At 71.6% G+C, this 16464-nt stretch carries 13 protein-coding genes and 1 rRNA gene; 9 read left to right on the top strand and 5 right to left on the bottom strand.

What is annotated here, in order from left to right; all coding sequences use genetic code 11:
- Positions 1-41: 41 nt before the first annotated feature.
- Both BGP79_RS12685 and BGP79_RS12675 read right to left on the bottom strand, forming a co-directional pair.
- Complete coding sequence (locus tag BGP79_RS12685; protein ID WP_143588419.1) at positions 42-953, bottom strand: hypothetical protein; 912 nt, start codon at positions 951-953, stop codon at positions 42-44.
- A 203-nt stretch (positions 954-1156) separates the two neighbouring features.
- Positions 1157-1960: a hypothetical protein gene (locus BGP79_RS12675; protein ID WP_076696121.1), complete on the bottom strand. Its 804-nt coding sequence runs from the start codon at positions 1958-1960 to the stop codon at positions 1157-1159.
- Between the two features lie 197 nt (positions 1961-2157).
- Here BGP79_RS12675 and BGP79_RS12670 point away from each other — a divergent pair, with 197 nt between their 5' ends.
- Both BGP79_RS12670 and BGP79_RS12665 read left to right on the top strand, forming a co-directional pair.
- On the top strand, positions 2158-3657 hold the full coding sequence (locus tag BGP79_RS12670; RefSeq protein WP_369800201.1) for a long-chain fatty acid--CoA ligase: 1500 nt from the start codon (positions 2158-2160) through the stop codon (positions 3655-3657).
- Between the two features lie 31 nt (positions 3658-3688).
- Complete coding sequence (locus tag BGP79_RS12665; protein ID WP_083701908.1) at positions 3689-4141, top strand: DUF2867 domain-containing protein; 453 nt, start codon at positions 3689-3691, stop codon at positions 4139-4141.
- A gap of 41 nt (positions 4142-4182) precedes the next feature.
- Here the strand turns inward: BGP79_RS12665 and BGP79_RS16665 are convergent, their stop codons facing one another.
- Both BGP79_RS16665 and BGP79_RS12655 read right to left on the bottom strand, forming a co-directional pair.
- Positions 4183-4689: a 2'-5' RNA ligase family protein gene (locus tag BGP79_RS16665; RefSeq protein ID WP_076696906.1), complete on the bottom strand. Its 507-nt coding sequence runs from the start codon at positions 4687-4689 to the stop codon at positions 4183-4185.
- Positions 4690-4712: 23 nt separating this feature from the next.
- A complete protein-coding gene (locus BGP79_RS12655) occupies positions 4713-6197 on the bottom strand; it encodes a cryptochrome/photolyase family protein (RefSeq protein ID WP_076696118.1) in 1485 nt (494 codons plus the stop codon).
- A gap of 113 nt (positions 6198-6310) precedes the next feature.
- Here BGP79_RS12655 and BGP79_RS12650 point away from each other — a divergent pair, with 113 nt between their 5' ends.
- Both BGP79_RS12650 and argH read left to right on the top strand, forming a co-directional pair.
- Complete coding sequence (locus BGP79_RS12650; protein WP_076696116.1) at positions 6311-7591, top strand: argininosuccinate synthase; 1281 nt, start codon at positions 6311-6313, stop codon at positions 7589-7591.
- A complete protein-coding gene (gene argH / locus BGP79_RS12645) occupies positions 7584-9014 on the top strand; it encodes an argininosuccinate lyase (RefSeq protein WP_076696115.1) in 1431 nt (476 codons plus the stop codon). The genes BGP79_RS12650 and argH overlap by 8 nt, the downstream gene beginning before the upstream one ends.
- Before the next feature lie 65 nt (positions 9015-9079).
- Here argH and BGP79_RS12640 read toward each other — a convergent pair whose 3' ends face one another.
- Positions 9080-9994 (bottom strand): DNA-3-methyladenine glycosylase, encoded by a 915-nt coding sequence (locus tag BGP79_RS12640; RefSeq protein ID WP_076696113.1) that lies wholly within the window; start codon positions 9992-9994, stop codon positions 9080-9082.
- On the opposite strand from BGP79_RS12640, the gene BGP79_RS12635 reads away from it, so the two are divergent.
- The 5 genes from BGP79_RS12635 to BGP79_RS12615 form a co-directional block, all read left to right on the top strand.
- Positions 9989-10957 carry a DNA-3-methyladenine glycosylase gene (locus BGP79_RS12635; RefSeq protein ID WP_076696111.1) on the top strand — a complete coding sequence of 323 codons (969 nt, stop codon included), beginning with the start codon at positions 9989-9991 and terminating at the stop codon, positions 10955-10957. The genes BGP79_RS12640 and BGP79_RS12635 overlap by 6 nt on opposite strands.
- A gap of 93 nt (positions 10958-11050) precedes the next feature.
- Positions 11051-11614 carry an adenine phosphoribosyltransferase gene (locus tag BGP79_RS12630; RefSeq protein ID WP_076696109.1) on the top strand — a complete coding sequence of 188 codons (564 nt, stop codon included), beginning with the start codon at positions 11051-11053 and terminating at the stop codon, positions 11612-11614.
- Positions 11615-11916: 302 nt separating this feature from the next.
- Entirely contained in the window at positions 11917-14244 is a 2328-nt protein-coding gene (locus BGP79_RS12625) for an AAA family ATPase (protein ID WP_233121504.1), read from the top strand.
- A complete protein-coding gene (tyrS, locus tag BGP79_RS12620; RefSeq protein ID WP_083701903.1) occupies positions 14225-15646 on the top strand; it encodes a tyrosine--tRNA ligase in 1422 nt (473 codons plus the stop codon). The genes BGP79_RS12625 and tyrS overlap by 20 nt, the downstream gene beginning before the upstream one ends.
- A gap of 679 nt (positions 15647-16325) precedes the next feature.
- Positions 16326-16464: ribosomal RNA gene (locus BGP79_RS12615) — 16S ribosomal RNA — on the top strand; the annotation flags it as partial.

The raw sequence follows: 16464 nt of genomic DNA, 5'->3' as shown, positions 1-16464 counted from the left end.
TATTCGCGCCGCGGTTCGCGCCGCCGTCTGTCTCGACGGCGTCAGCGGCGCAGCGGGGTGACCTGGGACGCCGGGGGAGCGCTGACCTTCGGGGCGGCGTTCCACGCGGTGAACCGCATCTCGCCACGGCCGCGCATGACCGGTCTCGCCTCCGCGATGGTCGCGTCCTCGACCGTCAGCCGGAGCGGATAGGCGTCGCCGCTCGCGGCGATCCACAGGGTGTTCCGGTCCGAGCCGTCGAAGCCGGTGAGCGTGAAGGCCGGGACCCCGTCGAGCGTCGTGCGGGCGACGCGGCCCTTCTTCAGGTCCTCCAGGGTCGGCTGCTGGGCGAAGGCCGAGTCGAGGATCATCGTCATGTCGGTCCGCTGTGTGTCGAACGTGCTCGTCGGGCCGCTGACCCACCGTCCGGCCAGCGTGGCCGCCTTGGCCCCGGCGCCGTCCTGCTCCCAGTAGCGGCGGTCGCCCTTGAGGTAGGCCGTCTTCCCGACCACCCGCACCTCGACGGTCTCGACGTCGGTGTCCCTCAGCAGGGAGACGTTGGTCCCGTCCCGGTTGCCGGTGAACACGACCGTCTGCTGCTTCTGCTTCGAGCCCGGCAGCGTGGTGCGGAAGGTGACGCTGTCGGCGAGGGTGAGCGCGACCCGCATCCGGGTGTAGAGGTCGTAGGCGCTCGGCAGCTGCCCGCCGGAGGCAGTGCCGGACGACGTCGCCGCGTCGGTCGTCGCGGGTGCCGCGGCCGCGGGATCGCTCGATACCGACGCCGGGCTCGACGCTGGGCTCGACGGCGAGGCGGCGGCCCCGGTCGTGTTCGTCGCGGCTCCGGCTGCCGTTTCCGACGCCGGGCCCGACGCGGCGGCGCCCGGGGTCGTGTCCGCGGGGGCCCCGCACCCCGACAGGGCGACGGCGGCGGCCAGGGCCACCCCGGTCATGGTGGTCGACAGGATCCTGATCATGACGCATCCCCCTGCGTGATCGATCGGCCGGCCACCGGCGCTGGTGACCTGCTGCGACGCTATCAAGCGGTCCGGCTCCGGGGGAGAGGGCGGACCGACGGTGTGGACGTCGGTCCCGGGACGACGACGGGCGGACCGGCTGTGCCGGTCCGCCCGTGAGGTCCTGCGTGCGGGAGGCGGGTTGCGCCCGACCCCGCGGATCGTCAGCCCTGGCCGGGCGCCGCGACGATCTCCGAGGCGGCCGGTGCGACGGCCTTCGGCGCCGAGTTCCACTGGTCGAAGCGGACGTCCTCGGTGGTGCGCGTCCCCGTGCTCGCCTTCGTGTTGGCGACGCGCAGCGGGTAGGGCTCGCCGTCGGCGGCCACCCAGAGGCTGCTCGCGCTGGTCCCGTCGAACCCGGTGATCTTCCACGCCTTGACGCCGTCCAGGTCGGCGGCGGTCACGGTGCCCTTCGCCAGCTGCGCCGAGGTCGGGTCGTTCTTGAAGGTACTGTCCGCGATGTTCTTGATGCCGACCTCGCCCAGCGAGGACATTTTCGCCGCCGGAACGGCCACCCACTTGCCGATCAGCTTGCTGGCGGCGGCCGTCGGCGCGCCCACGGCCTTCCAGTAGGTCGCGTCACCCTTCAGGTACCCCTTCGTCCCGACGATGAGGACCTGCGCCTTGCCCTTGGTCGGGGAGGCGATGGACAGGGTCGCGTTGGTGCCGGCCTGGTTGCCGGTGACCTCGTAGGTCTCCTTCGAGCCACTGACGTCCGTGGCCTTCACGTGCGCGCTGGTCGCCGCCTTCACTGCGGCCTTCATCTTCGGGTAGAGCACGGTCGCGGTCGGCGTCTCCGGGGTCGGCGTGGCGCTGGGCGACGAGGCCTCCGCGGCCTGGGCGGAGGACGCGCCGCCGCTGGCTGCTGCCGAGCTGGTGGACGTGCTGGACGAGCCGCCGCATCCGGCGAGCCCGAGCGTGGCGGCGAGCGCCAACCCGGTGATCGTGATCGAGAACTTCCTGTTCATGACAAACCCCCTGCGTGAACGGTGTGATCGGGCTCCTGGTCGAAGGGCCCGTTGCGACAGTAACAGCGCGCGTTCACAGGTATCGCACAGCGGCCCCGGTGCGTCGTCGGCACGGCGGTGGTCGCCGATGGTTACCCGCCGGTATTGTGATCTGCACGACATGACAGCCCGCCGGCCGCGGCCGACGAGAACGGACGATGATGACCAACCTTGCCTCGATCCTCCTCGACTCGGCGAGCGAGCACGCCGACGCGACCGCGCTCAAGCTCGACGACACGGTGCTGACGTATGCGGCGCTGGAGCGGCTCTCCGGGGCCGTCGCCGCCCAGCTGACCGCGGACGGCGTGCAGCCGGGGGACCGGGTCGCCCTGATCAGCCCGAACGTGCCGCAGATGCCGGTCGTGTACTACGGGATCCTGCGGTCTGGCGCCGTCGTCGTCCCCCTGAACCCGCTGCTGACCGCGCGTGAGATCGAGTACCACCTGACCGACTCCGGTGCCGAGCGGGTGTGGGTGTGGGAGGGCATGGCCGACGCCGCCCGGACCGCCGCGCAGGCCACGGGGGCGAGCGTGACCGTGATCGACTCCGGGCCGTTCCTGCAGTCCCTCGCCCAGACCGAGCCGACGCCGGGCCTGGTCGAGCGTGACGACCAGGAGACCGCCGTCATCCTCTACACGTCCGGCACCACCGGGCGCCCCAAGGGCGCCGAGCTGACGCACGCCAACCTCCGCAAGAACGCGCTGATGTCCACGGGCCTGTTCGCGCTGGGGCCCCAGGACGTCCTCTTCGGCGGCCTGCCGTTCTTCCACGTCTTCGGCCAGACCAGCGCCCTGAACGCGGCGATCGCGCAGGGCGGCGCCATCACCCTGCTGCCCCGGTTCGACCCGGCCGCGGCCAAGCGCATCATCGAGCGGGACAAGGTCACGATCTTCCTCGGCGTCCCGACCATGTACATCGCGCTGCTGCGCGACCCGAGCCCGGTCGACGCGTCCAGCCTGCGGGTGGCCGTCTCGGGCGGGGCGCCGCTGCCGGTCGAGGTGCTGCACGAGTTCGAGCGGACCTACAAGGCCACGCTTCTCGAGGGCTACGGGCTCTCCGAGACGTCCCCGGCGGTCTCCTTCAACCAGCTCGACGGTCCGCGCAAGCCCGGCTCGATCGGCACACCGGTGCCGGACGCGCAGCTAAGGGTGGACGACGGCGACGGCGGGGAGGCGGCCGATGACGCCGTCGGTGAGCTGCTCGTGGCCGGTCCCTTCGTGATGAAGGGCTACTGGAAGAACCCGGAGGCGACCGCCACCGCGATCGTCGACGGCTGGTTCCACACCGGGGACCTGGCCCGGCGCGACGCGGACGGTGTGTACTTCATCGTCGACCGCAAGAAGGACATGATCCTGCGCGGTGGGTACAACGTGTACCCGCGCGAGGTCGAGGAGGTGCTGTACGAGCACCCGGCCGTCGCCGAGGCCGCGGTCATCGGCATCCCGCACGACCTGAACGGCCAGGAGATCGCCGCGGTCGTTGCGCTCAAGGCCGAGCACCAGGGCGACGACCGGGAGGCGCTGACCGAGGAGTTGACGGCGTGGGCGAAGGAGCGGCTGGCCGCGTACAAGTACCCGCGGCGGATCGCGTTCGTCGACGCCCTCCCGAAGGGCCCGACGGGCAAGATCCTCAAGCGGGAGATCAGCCTGGACGCCTGATGGGGCATCCGGGCGTCGTGAGCGCGGCGTCGTGACGCTGGGAGAGCGCCGGAGGCGGGAGGTCCGCGCCCCGGTGGACCGGGTCTGGTCCGTGGTCGAGGGTGTCGGCGGGCCGGCCGGCTGGTACGCCTTCACGCGGCTGTGGTCCGTGCGCGCGGCACTGGATCGCGTGGTCGGCGGGCCCGGGATGCGTGGTCGACCGAACCGACCGCTGCGGGTCGGCGACGTCGTCGACTTCTGGGTCGTCGAGGCGATCGTCCCGGGCCGGTCCCTGACCCTGCGGGCCGAGATGCGGATGCCGGGGACGGCGCGCATGACCCTGACGGTGACGCCCGCGGGCGCCGGTGCCGCGCTCGAGCAGGTCATCACCTTCGAGCCGCGCGGCGTCGCCGGGCCGGCCTACTGGTACGGGCAGTTGCCCGCGCACCGGGTCGTCTTCGCGGCGATGCTCCGCGGGATGGTCAGGGCCGCCGAGCGTCGCTGACGGCCGTCGTCACGCCCGACGCCGGAGGGGGCCGGGCGCCCTCAGCCGAGCAGCGTCGTGACCGTCCGCTGCTCCGGGTTCCACCGGCGCACACCGACCAGGGACGGCGGCGCGGCCGGCAGGATCGGCAGCGTGGCGAGCGCCGTGCTGACCTGGGCCGGCTCCAGCCGGCGGCACAGGGTCACGTGGGGGACCCACGCACGGAGAGGGTCGGCGGCGACGTCGACGGCGGACTCCTGCAGGCCGTGCACGACGTCGGTGACCGCCCGGTCCACCTCGACCAGCCGGGCGAGGACGAGCCGCCGGTTGCCGAACAGCACGAGTCCGCCCCAGCGCGCCGCCACCGGCAGCACCGGCGCGAGCAGGTGCTCGGCCTCCTCCTGCAGCGGCTCCGGCACCGACGTCGCGGCCAGCACCGTCACATGGGGCCGGTTGCTGGCCGAACGGTGCGCCCCCGCCGACGGCAGTCCGGCCGCGAGCAGGTCGTCCCAGTCCGCCCGGATCGCATCCTCGGCGTCGGGGTCGAGCGTGAACTCGATCGAGTGCATCACCACGTGCTGGAGTCTCCCGTTCAGTCCGTCAGGTACGGCGCCGCGCGCTCGCGGTGGCCGGCGAGGGTGGCCTCGTCCATCCCCTCCAGGTGCCGCAGCACCATCTGGGAGCGGTGGTTGGACGCGAACGTCTCCCGGTGGTCGGCGACGAAGGACCAGTAGAGCCCGTCCCAGTCCGCCCGCCACTCGCCGGTGCCGAAGTCCGACATCGTGGTCAGGTAGTGACTGCCCGAGACGTACGGCTTCGTGGTGATGGCGCCGCCCGCGGCGTACTGGCTCATCGCGTGCACGTTGGGCACCATCACCCAGTCGTACGCGTCGATGTACATGACCATGAACCACTCGTAGACGTCCACCGGGTCGGTCCGCAGCAGGCACATCGCGTTGCCCACCACCATCAGGCGCTCGATGTGATGGGACCAGGCCCGCTCCAGCACCCCGTCGATCACATGGTCGACCGGGTCGAGCCCGGTCTCACCCGTCCACCAGCCCGGATCCAGGGAACGGGTGTGCCCGAGGGCGTTCGACGTGCGCATCCGACGGCCCCAGCGGCGGTAGGTGGCGCGCATGTACTCCCGCCACCCGATCAGCTGCCGCACGAAGCCCTCGAGGGAGGCGAGCGGCACGGCGTCGTCGTGGCCGGCCTCGAGGACGCGCTCGAGCACGTCGGCGGGGTCGAGCAGTCCGGTGTTCAGGCCGGGACTCATGGCCGCGTGGTAGATGAACGGGTGGGCGCGGGCGATGGCGTCCTCGTAGGGTCCGAACAGCGCCAGCCGCTCGTCCAGGAACTCGGTCAGCATCGCCTCGGCCTCGTCGTGGCTGGTGGGCCACGCGAACGACTCGGCGTTCCCCGGGGCGTCCGGGAACTCCTCGGCCACCCAGGCGATCGCCGCCGTCACGGCCGGGTGCCGGTCGGGCCAGGTGACGCCGGGCACGAGGTGGCCGCGGGGGAGCTTCTTCCGGTTCTCCGGGTCGAAGGACCACTTCCCGCCCACGGGGTCCTGCCCGGTGACGAGGACGTCGAGGCGGCGCCGCTGCCACGTGTAGAACGCCTGCATGCGAGCGCGGTGCCCCCCGGCGAACCACTCGTCGATCTGCTGGCGCGTGGTGAGGAAGTTGGGGGTCTCGAGCACGTCGTCCGCCTCGAGCGTGTAGCCGGCGTCGGCGAGGGACGTCACGCAGGAGCGGGAGAGGAAGTCGTCGACGACGTCGTACACGGTCACCCGGGACGGCTTCCGCGCCCGGACGGCCGCGGTGAGCCGGGGCGCCGTCGCCTCCGCGGCATCCGTGCGCAGCGTCTCGACGTCGAAGCCGGCCTCCCGCAGCCGGTCGGCGAACCGGTCCATGCTGGCGCGGTGCAGAACCAGCTTCTGGGCGTGGAACAACAGCTGCCGGAAGTACAGGTCGTCCTCGACCAGCAGCATGACGGTGCCGGGGTCCGCGTCCAGGTGCGCGGCGAACAACTGGTGCGGATAGATCAGTCGAACGTGCGGTCCGGGGCCCATCGCCTCATCCTAGGAGAGGGCACCGACAGCGGGCCCGACGCCGGAATGCATAAATTCTTATTCCACTGTATAGTTTTGCAAGAACGTGCATCATCATCCAGGAGGAGAGTTCAGTGAGCGAGCGGATCGTGCTGGCCTATTCGGGCGGTCTCGACACATCGGTGGCCATCGGGTGGATCGCCGAGGCGACGGGCAGTGAGGTCATCGCCGTGGCGGTCGACGTCGGGCAGGGCGGGGAGTCCCTGGAGACGGTCCGCCAGCGTGCGCTGGACTGCGGTGCCGTGGAGGCGTACGTCGCCGACGCCCGCGACGAGTTCGCGCAGGACTACTGCATGCCGGCGCTGAAGGCGAACTCCCTCTACATGGACTCCTACCCGCTGGTCTCGGCGCTGTCCCGGCCGGTCATCGTCAAGCACCTGGTCGCCGCGGCCCGCCAGTTCGGCGCCTCGACCGTGGCGCACGGCTGCACCGGCAAGGGCAACGACCAGGTCCGCTTCGAGGTGGGCATCCAGACCCTCGGGCCCGACCTGACCTGCATCGCGCCCGTCCGCGACCTCGCCCTGACCCGGGACAAGGCCATCGACTTCGCCGAGCGGAACAACCTGCCGATCGAGACGACGAAGAAGAACCCGTTCTCCATCGACCAGAACGTGTGGGGCCGGGCCGTCGAGACCGGGTTCCTCGAGGACATCTGGAACCAGCCCACGAAGGACGTCTACAGCTACACCGACGATCCGGCCTTCCCGCCGGTCGCCGACGTCGTGGAGATCTCCTTCCGCGCCGGTGTGCCGGTGGCGCTCGACGGCGTCGCCGTCACCCCGCTGCAGGCCATCGAGGAACTGAACCGGCGGGCCGGCGCCCAGGGCGTTGGCCGGATCGACATCGTCGAGGACCGGCTGGTCGGCATCAAGAGCCGCGAGATCTACGAGGCCCCCGGTGCGATGGCGCTGATCGCCGCGCACCGCGAGCTCGAGAACGTCACCATCGAGCGGGAGCAGGCCCGGTTCAAGAAGACCGTCGGCCAGCGGTGGACCGAGCTGGTCTACGACGGCCAGTGGTTCTCCCCGCTCAAGCACTCGCTCGACGCATTCATCGACGACACGCAGACGTACGTCAACGGCGACATCCGGCTCGAGCTGCACGGCGGCCGGGCGACGGTGCTGGGCCGCCGGTCGGAGACGTCGCTGTACGACTTCTCCCTCGCGACCTACGACACCGGCGACGCGTTCGACCAGTCCAGCGCTCGCGGCTTCATCGACATCTACGGTCTCTCCGCGAAGGTCGCCTCGGAGCGGGAGCAGCGGGTGGGTGGCAGCCCGGACCTGTCCGCGGTGCCGACGCTGAACAAGACGGACGCCGCCGGTACCGCGACGGACGCGGGCGACGATGCCTGATCCGGCGTCGGGCCCGGCCCGGCACGGGACCAACACGGGTGCGCTGTGGGGTGGCCGGTTCTCCGGCGGTCCCGCGGACGCGCTCGCGGCCCTGAGCAAGTCGACGCACTTCGACTGGCGGCTCGCGCACCACGACATCGCCGGTTCGCGGGCCCACGCCCGGGTGCTGCACACCGCCGGTCTGCTCGACGAGGACGAGCTGACGCGGATGCTCGCGGGGCTGGACCAGCTCGACGCGGACGTCGCCTCCGGGGCCTGGGCCGCCGCGGAGTCCGACGAGGACGTGCACGGCTCCCTCGAGCGAGGCCTGATCGAACGAGTCGGTCCCGAGCTCGGCGGCAAGCTGCGCGCCGGCCGGTCCCGGAACGACCAGATCGCCACCCTGGGGCGGATGTACCTGCGGGAGGCGGCCACCTCGATCGCGACCGGCGTGCTCGCTACCATCGACGCGCTCGTCGACCAGGCGAAGGCCCACCCCGACGCGGCGATGCCGGGCCGGACGCACCTGCAGCACGCCCAACCGGTGCTGCTGGCCCACCACCTGCTCGCCCACGCCTGGGCGCTGCTGCGGGACGTGCAGCGCCTCGCCGACTGGGACGCGCGCGCCGCCGTCAGCCCGTACGGCTCCGGGGCGCTCGCCGGCTCGTCGCTGGGCCTGGACCCGAACGCTGTCGCCGCCGAGCTGGGCTTCGCCTCCGCGGTGCACAACTCGATCGACGGCACCGCGTCCCGCGACGTGTACGCCGAGTTCGCCTGGGTCACCGCCATGATCGGCGTCGACCTGTCGCGGATCAGCGAGGAGGTCATCCTCTGGGCCACCAAGGAGTTCGGCTTCGTCACCCTCGACGACGCGTTCTCGACGGGCTCGTCGATCATGCCGCAGAAGAAGAATCCGGACGTCGCCGAGCTCGCGCGCGGCAAGGCAGGTCGCCTGATCGGCGATCTGACCGGCCTGCTCGCGACCCTGAAGGGCCTGCCGCTCGCCTACAACCGGGACCTGCAGGAGGACAAGGAACCGGTGTTCGACGCCGTCGACACCCTCGAACTGCTGCTGCCGGCCGTCTCCGGGATGATCGCGACGCTGACCTTCCACACCGACCGGATGGCCGAGCTCGCCCCGCAGGGGTTCGCGCTGGCCACCGACGTGGCCGAATGGCTGGTGCGCGCCGGCGTGCCCTTCCGGGAGGCGCACGAGCTCTCCGGTGAGGCGGTCAAGCTCGCCGAGTCCCGCGGCGTGGAGCTGTGGGACCTGTCCGACGAGGACTACGCGGGCATCTCCGACCGCTTCACGCCGGACGTGCGCAGCGTCCTCTCGACGGAGGGGTCGCTGACCAGCCGGTCCGCTCAGGGCGGCACCGCACCCGCGGCCGTCGCGGCTCAGCTCGAGGCGCTGCAGGCCCAGGTCGACGCCGTCCGCGGTTAGCTTCTTGAACGCCAGCTCGTCAATAGATGCACCATCCGGGCTCCGGAGAGGGCTCGATGGTGCATCTATTGACGAGCTGGCGGTGTTTCCGGCGGAGCCAGGTGCGCCCGCCACGCGTGCAGCACCGCCCACGAACGCCACGGCGCCCACGCCCGGGCCATCGCGGTGACGGCGGCAGGGCTGAGCCGTGCGGGCGCACCGGCGAGCCGGGTCAGCCCGTTGCGGACGGCGACGTCGCCCGGGAGGAACACGTCCGGGTCGCCGAGCCACCGCAGCGCCACGTAGCCCACCGTCCACGGTCCGATGCCGGGCAGCGGCAGCAGCATCGCGCCGAGCTCCGCCGTCGTGCGGGCCCGCCGCAGGTCGAGCCGGCCGCCCGTGATCCGTTCGGCGACGCCCACCACGGAGTCGATGCGACGACCGGGCCCCCGCAGCACCGCGCGACCGTGTTCGGCGATCACCGCGGCGTCCGGGAAGAACCGGTCGATGCCGGGCGCGGGCAGCCGGGTCGGCGGAGCATGCTCGGCCAGCCGGTGCAGCGCGGTCCGCGCGGCGGCCTCCGAAATCTGCTGGCCGATGATGGCGCGCATCAGCATCTCGTGCGGTTCCACGCTGCCGCCCACCCGCAGCCCGGGACGGCGTCGGACCGACGCGCCGAGCACCGGGTCCTCGGCCAGGGCGGCGTCGGGCAGCCGCGGGTCGGCGTCGAGGCTGAGCAGGGTCCGGGCGGCGGACGTCACCGTCGCGGCGTCGCGGGCGTCCTCCAGGGTCGCCGACAGCCGGATCCGGGCGCCGTCCCAGGCCACGCGCATCAGGGCGTGACCGTGGGGGCAGTCCATCGAGCGCTGGTAGGACGTCCCGTCCGCGACCTCGACACCGGTGATCCGCCGATGCGCGAGGAACGCGAACACGGCCGGATCGAACGGCCCGGCGACGGGCAGGACGGTGTCGACGGTGGCGGGCTCGACGTCGGGATGCACCGGATCATCCTGCCATCGCCGTCGCTCCGAGCCGGCTCCGTCGCCGCTCCACGGCCGCGGGCGCGGGCGCGCGTCGAGGCGGCCGCCCGCGTCGACGCCCGCGTCGAGCCGGCCGCCCGGGCCGCCGCCGGTAACGTGGCCGCCATGCCCGAGGACCTGCTGAGCTTCCTGGCCGCCCACGACGCGTTGAGCGTCGCACCGCGGCTGCTCGGCGGCACCATCACGACGACGACGGACGCCGGCAGCGTCACCGTCCGAATCACCGAGACAGAGGCGTACCTGGGGCAGCGGGATTCCGCCGCGCCGGACCCGGGCGCCCACTCGTTCCGGGGCCGCACCGCGCGCAACGCCGTCCTCTTCGGCCCGGCCGGACACCTCTACGTCTACTTCACCTACGGCATGCATCACTGTGCCAACGTCGTCTGCGGCACCGACGGGGTGGCCACCGGGGTGCTGCTGCGCGCGGGCGAGGTGGTCGACGGTCACGACCTGGCGCGACGACGCCGCGACACCTCCACCGGACGCAAGGCCACCGGCCCGAACAGCAACAGCACCGGCACCGACGCCGACGGCACCGGCACTGATACCGCCGGCCAGAACGCGACCGGCCAGAACACCGCCGGCCGGAACACCCCCGCGCGCCCCGACCGCGACCTCGCTCGCGGGCCGGCACGACTGGCGCGGGCCCTGGGCCTGCACCTGCGCGACAACGGCGTGCCGATCATCCCCGGCGTCGCGGATCCCCGCCCGCTGCCCGACGAGGCGCCGGACCCGGTGCGCTCCGTCCGCGTGCAGCTGCCGGCGGCCGCCGCCGAGGACGCCGCGATCAGCACCGGTCCGCGCGTCGGCGTCAGCGGTCCCGGCGGCAGCGCGGACTACCCGTGGCGGTACTGGCTGACCGACGACCCCACGGTCTCCCCGTACCGGCCCGCGGTCGCGCGGCGACGTCGGGCGACCGCGTGACCGCCGGCCGGTGGAGGCAGGACGATGACGGCGGAGGCCCGGCATCGGTCCGGAAGTACGGGTGCCACGCCCGGCGCCCGTATCGTTGAGGGAGTGAACACACCTTCGACCACGCCCACCGGCACGCCCGCGAGGGAATCGGTCGACGCGCAGATCAATCGGCTGCTCGTCACGATCGAGGACTTCCCCGACCCCGGCATCCACTTCAAGGATCTGACCCCGGTGTTCGCCGACGGTCCCGCGCTGCGCGCCGTCGTGGACGCCCTGGTCGAGCCGTTCGCCGGGACCTTCGACGCCGTCGCCGGTGTCGAAGCGCGCGGGTTCCTGCTGGCCGCGGCCGCCGCGTACGCCACCGGCACCGGCGTCGTCACCGTCCGCAAGGCGGGCAAGCTGCCGCGCGAGACGTACTCCACCGAGAGCCACAGCGAGTACGGCACCTCGACCCTGGAGCTGCACACCGACGACCTGCCCGCCGGATCACGCGTGCTCGTCCTCGACGACGTGCTCGCCACCGGCGGCACCCTCGCCGCCGCGGCCGAACTCTTCGGCCGCGCCGGGATCACCGTCGCCGGCTTCGGCGTCGTGCTCGAACTCTCCGAACTGCGCGGACGCCGCCGCCTGGGCGGCCACCGCGTCCGCTCCCTCATCCGCGCCTGAGCATCGGCTGAGCAGCCGCGCCCGACCGCGCTCGAGCCACAGCGGCGTACCACAGCGCTGAACCACCGCGCCGCGCACCCGAGTGCGCGGCTGCGGTCGTGCCCGGTGCGCCGTCCCCCGCTCACCCCTGCCGACCGGCCTGCCGACAGCACGGACGAGCGCGGCACGCCGGGACCGTCCGGCTACCGCCGATCGACCGGTTGTAGAATGGACAGTCCGTTGGGGGCGACCGTGGCCGGTGCTCCGTTCGCGCTGGTCGGCGTGAACGACGCCGTGCGGTCCGTATTCGGGAGGATCGACGCGTGACTGATCGCGTGCAAGACCGGCACGACACCCTGGAGCGCCAGCTCGGACACGAGCGCGACTACGTGGGGCAGCTGTACGCACGGCTGGACGAGATGCGGGTGCAGAAGACCGAGCAGCTGGCCCAGGTGCGGCGCGCCGGGGCCGTCGGCTCGGCGCAGAACGTCTCCGAGCGCGACGCGTTCGCGACGCTCTACGAGGACCGCCTCGCGCAGCTGTACGCCGTCGAGGACAGGCTGGTGTTCGGCCGGCTGGACATGGACTCGGGGGAGACCCGCTACATCGGCCGCATCGGCATGTCGACCGACGACCTGCAACGGCTCATGGTCGACTGGCGGGCCCCGGAGGCCGGCACGTTCTACCAGGCCACGGCCTTCGACCGGCAGGGCGTGCGCCGCCGTCGTCACCTGATGCTGCGCGGACGCACCGTCCGTGCGCTCGAGGACGACGTGCTGGACGCCGCGATGCTGGGGGAGGACGGCGTCGTCCCCGGTGAGGGAGCGCTGCTCGCGGCCCTCAACGAGCGCCGCACCGGCCGGATGGGCGACATCGTCAGCACCATCCAGGCCGAGCAGGACGCCGTCATCCGCTCGCCGCTGCCCGGTGTGCTCGTCGTCCAGGGCGGCCCGGGCACCGGCAAGACCGCCGTCGCCCTGCACCGTGCCGCCTACCTGCTCTACAGCCACCGCGACCGGCTGGCCAAGTCCGGTGTGCTGCTCGTGGGGCCGTCGGACTCGTTCCTCACCTACATCGAGCGGGTGCTGCCCTCCCTCGGCGAGACCGGCGTCATCATGACCAGCCCGGCCTCCCTGATCCCGGACCTGCACGCCGGGCCGGAGCCGGATGCCCGGGTCGCCCGCATCAAGGGCGGCCTCGTGATGGCGGACGTGGTCGCCGCCGCCGTGCGCAACCGGCAGCGGGTGCCCGCCGAGCCGCGCCGGCTCGACGTCAACGGGTTCACCCTCTCGCTCACCCCGCGCCAGGTGGCGCGCGCCCGGGACCGGGCGCAGGCCACCGGCAAGGCGCACAACGAGGCACGCCTGACGTTCGTCAAGATCCTGCTGCGGGAGCTGACCGACCAGCTGACGCAGAAGGTCGAGGCGTCGTCGGGGAAGGAGTACACGGGGGAGCGCTCGTGGCTCGCCGAGGACGTCCGCACCTCCCGCGACGTCCGTGTCGCCCTGAACCTGTCGTGGATGCCCCTGACGGCGAAGAAGCTGGTGGACGACCTGCTCAGCCGGCCCGAGCAGCTGGCGGCCGCGGCCGCCGGGCTGCTGGCGGAGGAGGACTGGCGTGTGCTGCTCCGGGAGCCCGGCGCCCCCTTCACCGAGGCCGACGTGCCCCTGCTCGACGAGGCGGCGGAACTGGTGGGCGACCTGGACGCCTCGGCCGGACGCGACTCCGCGGCGCGCGACGCCGCCCGCACCCGGGATCTGGCCAATGCCGAGAAGGCCCTGGAGAACATGAACCAGACCCTCGCCGACGCGGGGGTGGACGGCATGCTCTCGGCGGAGGACGTCGTCGCCCACAACGCGGCCGCCGAGGCGACGGTGACCACGTCCGAGCGGGCGCTGGCGGACCGCACCTGGGCCTTCGGCCACGTGATCGTGGACGAGGCGCAGGAGCTCTCGCCCATGCAGTGGCGACTGCTGATGCGCCGCTGCCCGTTGAAGTCCTTCACCATCGTCGGGGACATCGCCCAGACGTCGTCGGCGGCCGGCGCCACCTCGTGGGCGGAGGCGCTCGCCCCGTTCGTCGGGGACCGGTTCACGCTGCAGGAACTCACGGTCAACTACCGCACGCCCGCGCAGATCGCCGAGGCGGCGGTGGCGGTGGCCCGGGCCACGGGGGCACCGGTCTCCGAGCCGGAAGCGGTCCGCGTCGGCGACTGGCCGCCCCTGCTCCAGCCGGCCCGGCGCAGCGGGGAGCTTCCCGCGGCCGTCGTCGCGGCGGTGGCCGAGGACGTCGACCTGGTCGACGGCGGACTGGTCGCCGTGATCGCGCCGTCCGGACTCGTCCCTCGGCTGCGGGCCGCGCTGCAGGATCGCTGGGGCGCCCGCATCGGCGGCGGTGCCGGATCCGTGGACCAGAGCATCGTCGTGCTCGACCCGGTGGACGCCAAGGGCCTGGAGTTCGACGGCGTCATCGTGGTCGAGCCGCGGCAGATCATGGCCGACGCCGGGGGACGGCCCGGAGACCTGTACGTGGCGATGACCCGTCCCACCCAGCGGCTACGGCTGATCAGCAGTTCCGGGTGGCCGGCCGGACTCGAGGAGGCGGTGCGGGAGGCGGAGGACGCGGGCATCGATGAGCGTGACGCCGGCTGATAGCGTGGACGGCGTGTCCGTGACCGCCGCCTCATCCTCCGGTGCCCTGCCAGATCCGTCGACGACGTCGACCCCCGATCCGTCCTCCTCTCCCACGCCGCAGCGCAACGACGCGAGCTTCTCCGGCATCTGGGAGGAACTGCGTTGGCGGGGCCTGGTGCAGGTCAGCACCGACGAGACGGAACTCGAACGGGCGCTCGACGGCGAGCCGATCACCTACTACTGCGGGTTCGACCCGACGGCCCCGTCCCTGCACCTGGGCAACCTGGTCCAGCTGCTGACGATGCGCCGGCTGCAGCTGGCCGGCCACCACCCGCTGGCCCTGGTCGGCGGCTCGACCGGGCTGGTCGGGGATCCGCGCCCGTCCGCCGAGCGGACCATGAACACCAAGGAGACGGTGGCGGAATGGGTCGGGTACCTGCAGTCCCAGGTGCGCCGCTTCCTCGACTTCGAGGGTGAGAACCCGGCGCGCATGGTGAACAACCTGGACTGGACCGGACCCATGAGCGTCATCGACTTCCTGCGGGACGTGGGCAAGCACTACCGGGTGGGCACGATGATCAAGAAGGAGATCGTCGCCTCGCGGCTGAACTCCGACGAGGGCATCAGCTACGCCGAGTTCAGCTACCAGATCCTCCAGGGCATGGACTTCCTCGAGCTGCACCGGCAGTACGGGTGCACGCTGCAGACCGGGGGGTCGGACCAGTGGGGCAACCTGACCAGCGGTACCGAGCTGGTGCGCAAGGTCGAGGGGCGGGGCGTGCACGCGATCGGCACCCCGCTGATCACCAACGCGGACGGCACCAAGTTCGGCAAGAGCGAGGGCAACGCCATCTGGCTCGACGCCGCGATGTGCAGCCCCTACACCTTCTACCAGTTCTGGCTGAATCGGCTCGACGCCGACGTGGTCACCATGCTCAAGGTGTTCACGTTCCTGGACCGCGCCCGGATCGAGGAGCTCGCGCGCGAGGTGACCGAGCGCCCGCACCGGCGCGAGGCCCAGAAGGTCCTGGCGTGGGAGGTCACCGCCCTCGTGCACGGTGTCGCCGCGACCGAAGCGGCCATCGCGGCTTCCGCCGCTGTGTTCGGCCAGGGTGATCTCGGTGCCATCGACGAACCGACCTGGCAGGCGGCCACCGCGGAACTGCCGCGTGCCACCGTGGACGACGGCCGGCTCGGCATCGTCGACCTCCTCGTCGCCACCGGTCTGGTGGCGTCCAACTCGGAGGCCCGGCGCACCGTCAACGACGGCGGGGCCTACGTCAACAACGTCAAGGTCACCGATGTCGACCACGTCGTCGACCCGGCCCGGTTGCTGCACGAGCGGTACCTGCTGCTCCGGCGCGGGAAGCGGAACCAGGCCGTGGCCGAGGTCACGCGCGAGGACCGGTCGGCGCACTGACCTCCCGGGACGGCCCGACCGTTTCGATCGCCCGGCGATCCCCGCGATTCCGGAGGAAAGGGGCGGACACGCCCGGGCGTCACGGTGGATTTGCACGGGTGCCCGGATCCGCGTAGTGTTCTTCGAGTCGCCTGCCGGGCAGCGCGGTCGAGACGGGGAAGAACCTGAGGTTCAGATCCCCGGAACGGACCAGCTGGAGCAGGCACCACCCACACCACGATCAACGGTCGATCGGGCTGCGCTCACGAGTGCGGACCCGCAGTGACCGGGACATCGGCGTGGGATCAGGAGTTGATCATCGGCTCGGATCCGCGGATGAGCGGATTTGACAGATGAAAAACAAATGAATTAGATTCGACAAGTCGGAAACGGCGGAAGAACGGTTCGGAAGAATCATTCTCCAGCGTACCGAATTGGTTTTCTAGGGGTCGTTCATCGGCTCGGATCCGCGAAAGAGCGGATTTGACAGATGAAGAAACGATGAACTAGATTGAAATAGTTGGAAACGACGAGGAAAGCGGTTCGAAAGGATCGCACAGATTCGATACGTGCCTGTTGTTTGAGAACTCAATAGTGTGTTGTTTTGTTTGTTGATGCCAGTTATTTACTGGTTGTGATGTCTGGCTGCCACCCCCGTGGTGGTCGGGTGTCATTGCCGGGTTCATGTTTTTTCGTTTTTTTGACGGAGAGTTTGATCCTGGCTCAGGACGAACGCTGGCGGCGTGCTTAACACATGCAAGTCGAACGATGATCCGGTGCTTGCATCGGGGATTAGTGGCGAACGGGTGAGTAAGACGTGAGTAACCTGCCCTTGACTC

It is taken from the genome of Tersicoccus sp. Bi-70 (assembly GCF_001968825.1).
GTDB lineage: Bacteria > Actinomycetota > Actinomycetes > Actinomycetales > Micrococcaceae > Tersicoccus.
This window is presented reverse-complemented; position numbering and strand designations above follow the sequence as displayed.

Coding starts and splice junctions, on each gene's coding strand:
- BGP79_RS16665 (WP_076696906.1), bottom strand. CDS start 4,689: ATGCACTCGATCGAGTTCACGCTCGACCCCGACGCCGAGGATGCGATC.
- BGP79_RS12670 (WP_369800201.1), top strand. CDS start 2,158: ATGATGACCAACCTTGCCTCGATCCTCCTCGACTCGGCGAGCGAGCAC.
- BGP79_RS12675 (WP_076696121.1), bottom strand. CDS start 1,960: ATGAACAGGAAGTTCTCGATCACGATCACCGGGTTGGCGCTCGCCGCC.
- argH (WP_076696115.1), top strand. CDS start 7,584: ATGCCTGATCCGGCGTCGGGCCCGGCCCGGCACGGGACCAACACGGGT.
- BGP79_RS12655 (WP_076696118.1), bottom strand. CDS start 6,197: ATGGGCCCCGGACCGCACGTTCGACTGATCTATCCGCACCAGTTGTTC.
- tyrS (WP_083701903.1), top strand. CDS start 14,225: ATGAGCGTGACGCCGGCTGATAGCGTGGACGGCGTGTCCGTGACCGCC.
- BGP79_RS12685 (WP_143588419.1), bottom strand. CDS start 953: ATGATCAGGATCCTGTCGACCACCATGACCGGGGTGGCCCTGGCCGCC.
- BGP79_RS12635 (WP_076696111.1), top strand. CDS start 9,989: ATGCACCGGATCATCCTGCCATCGCCGTCGCTCCGAGCCGGCTCCGTC.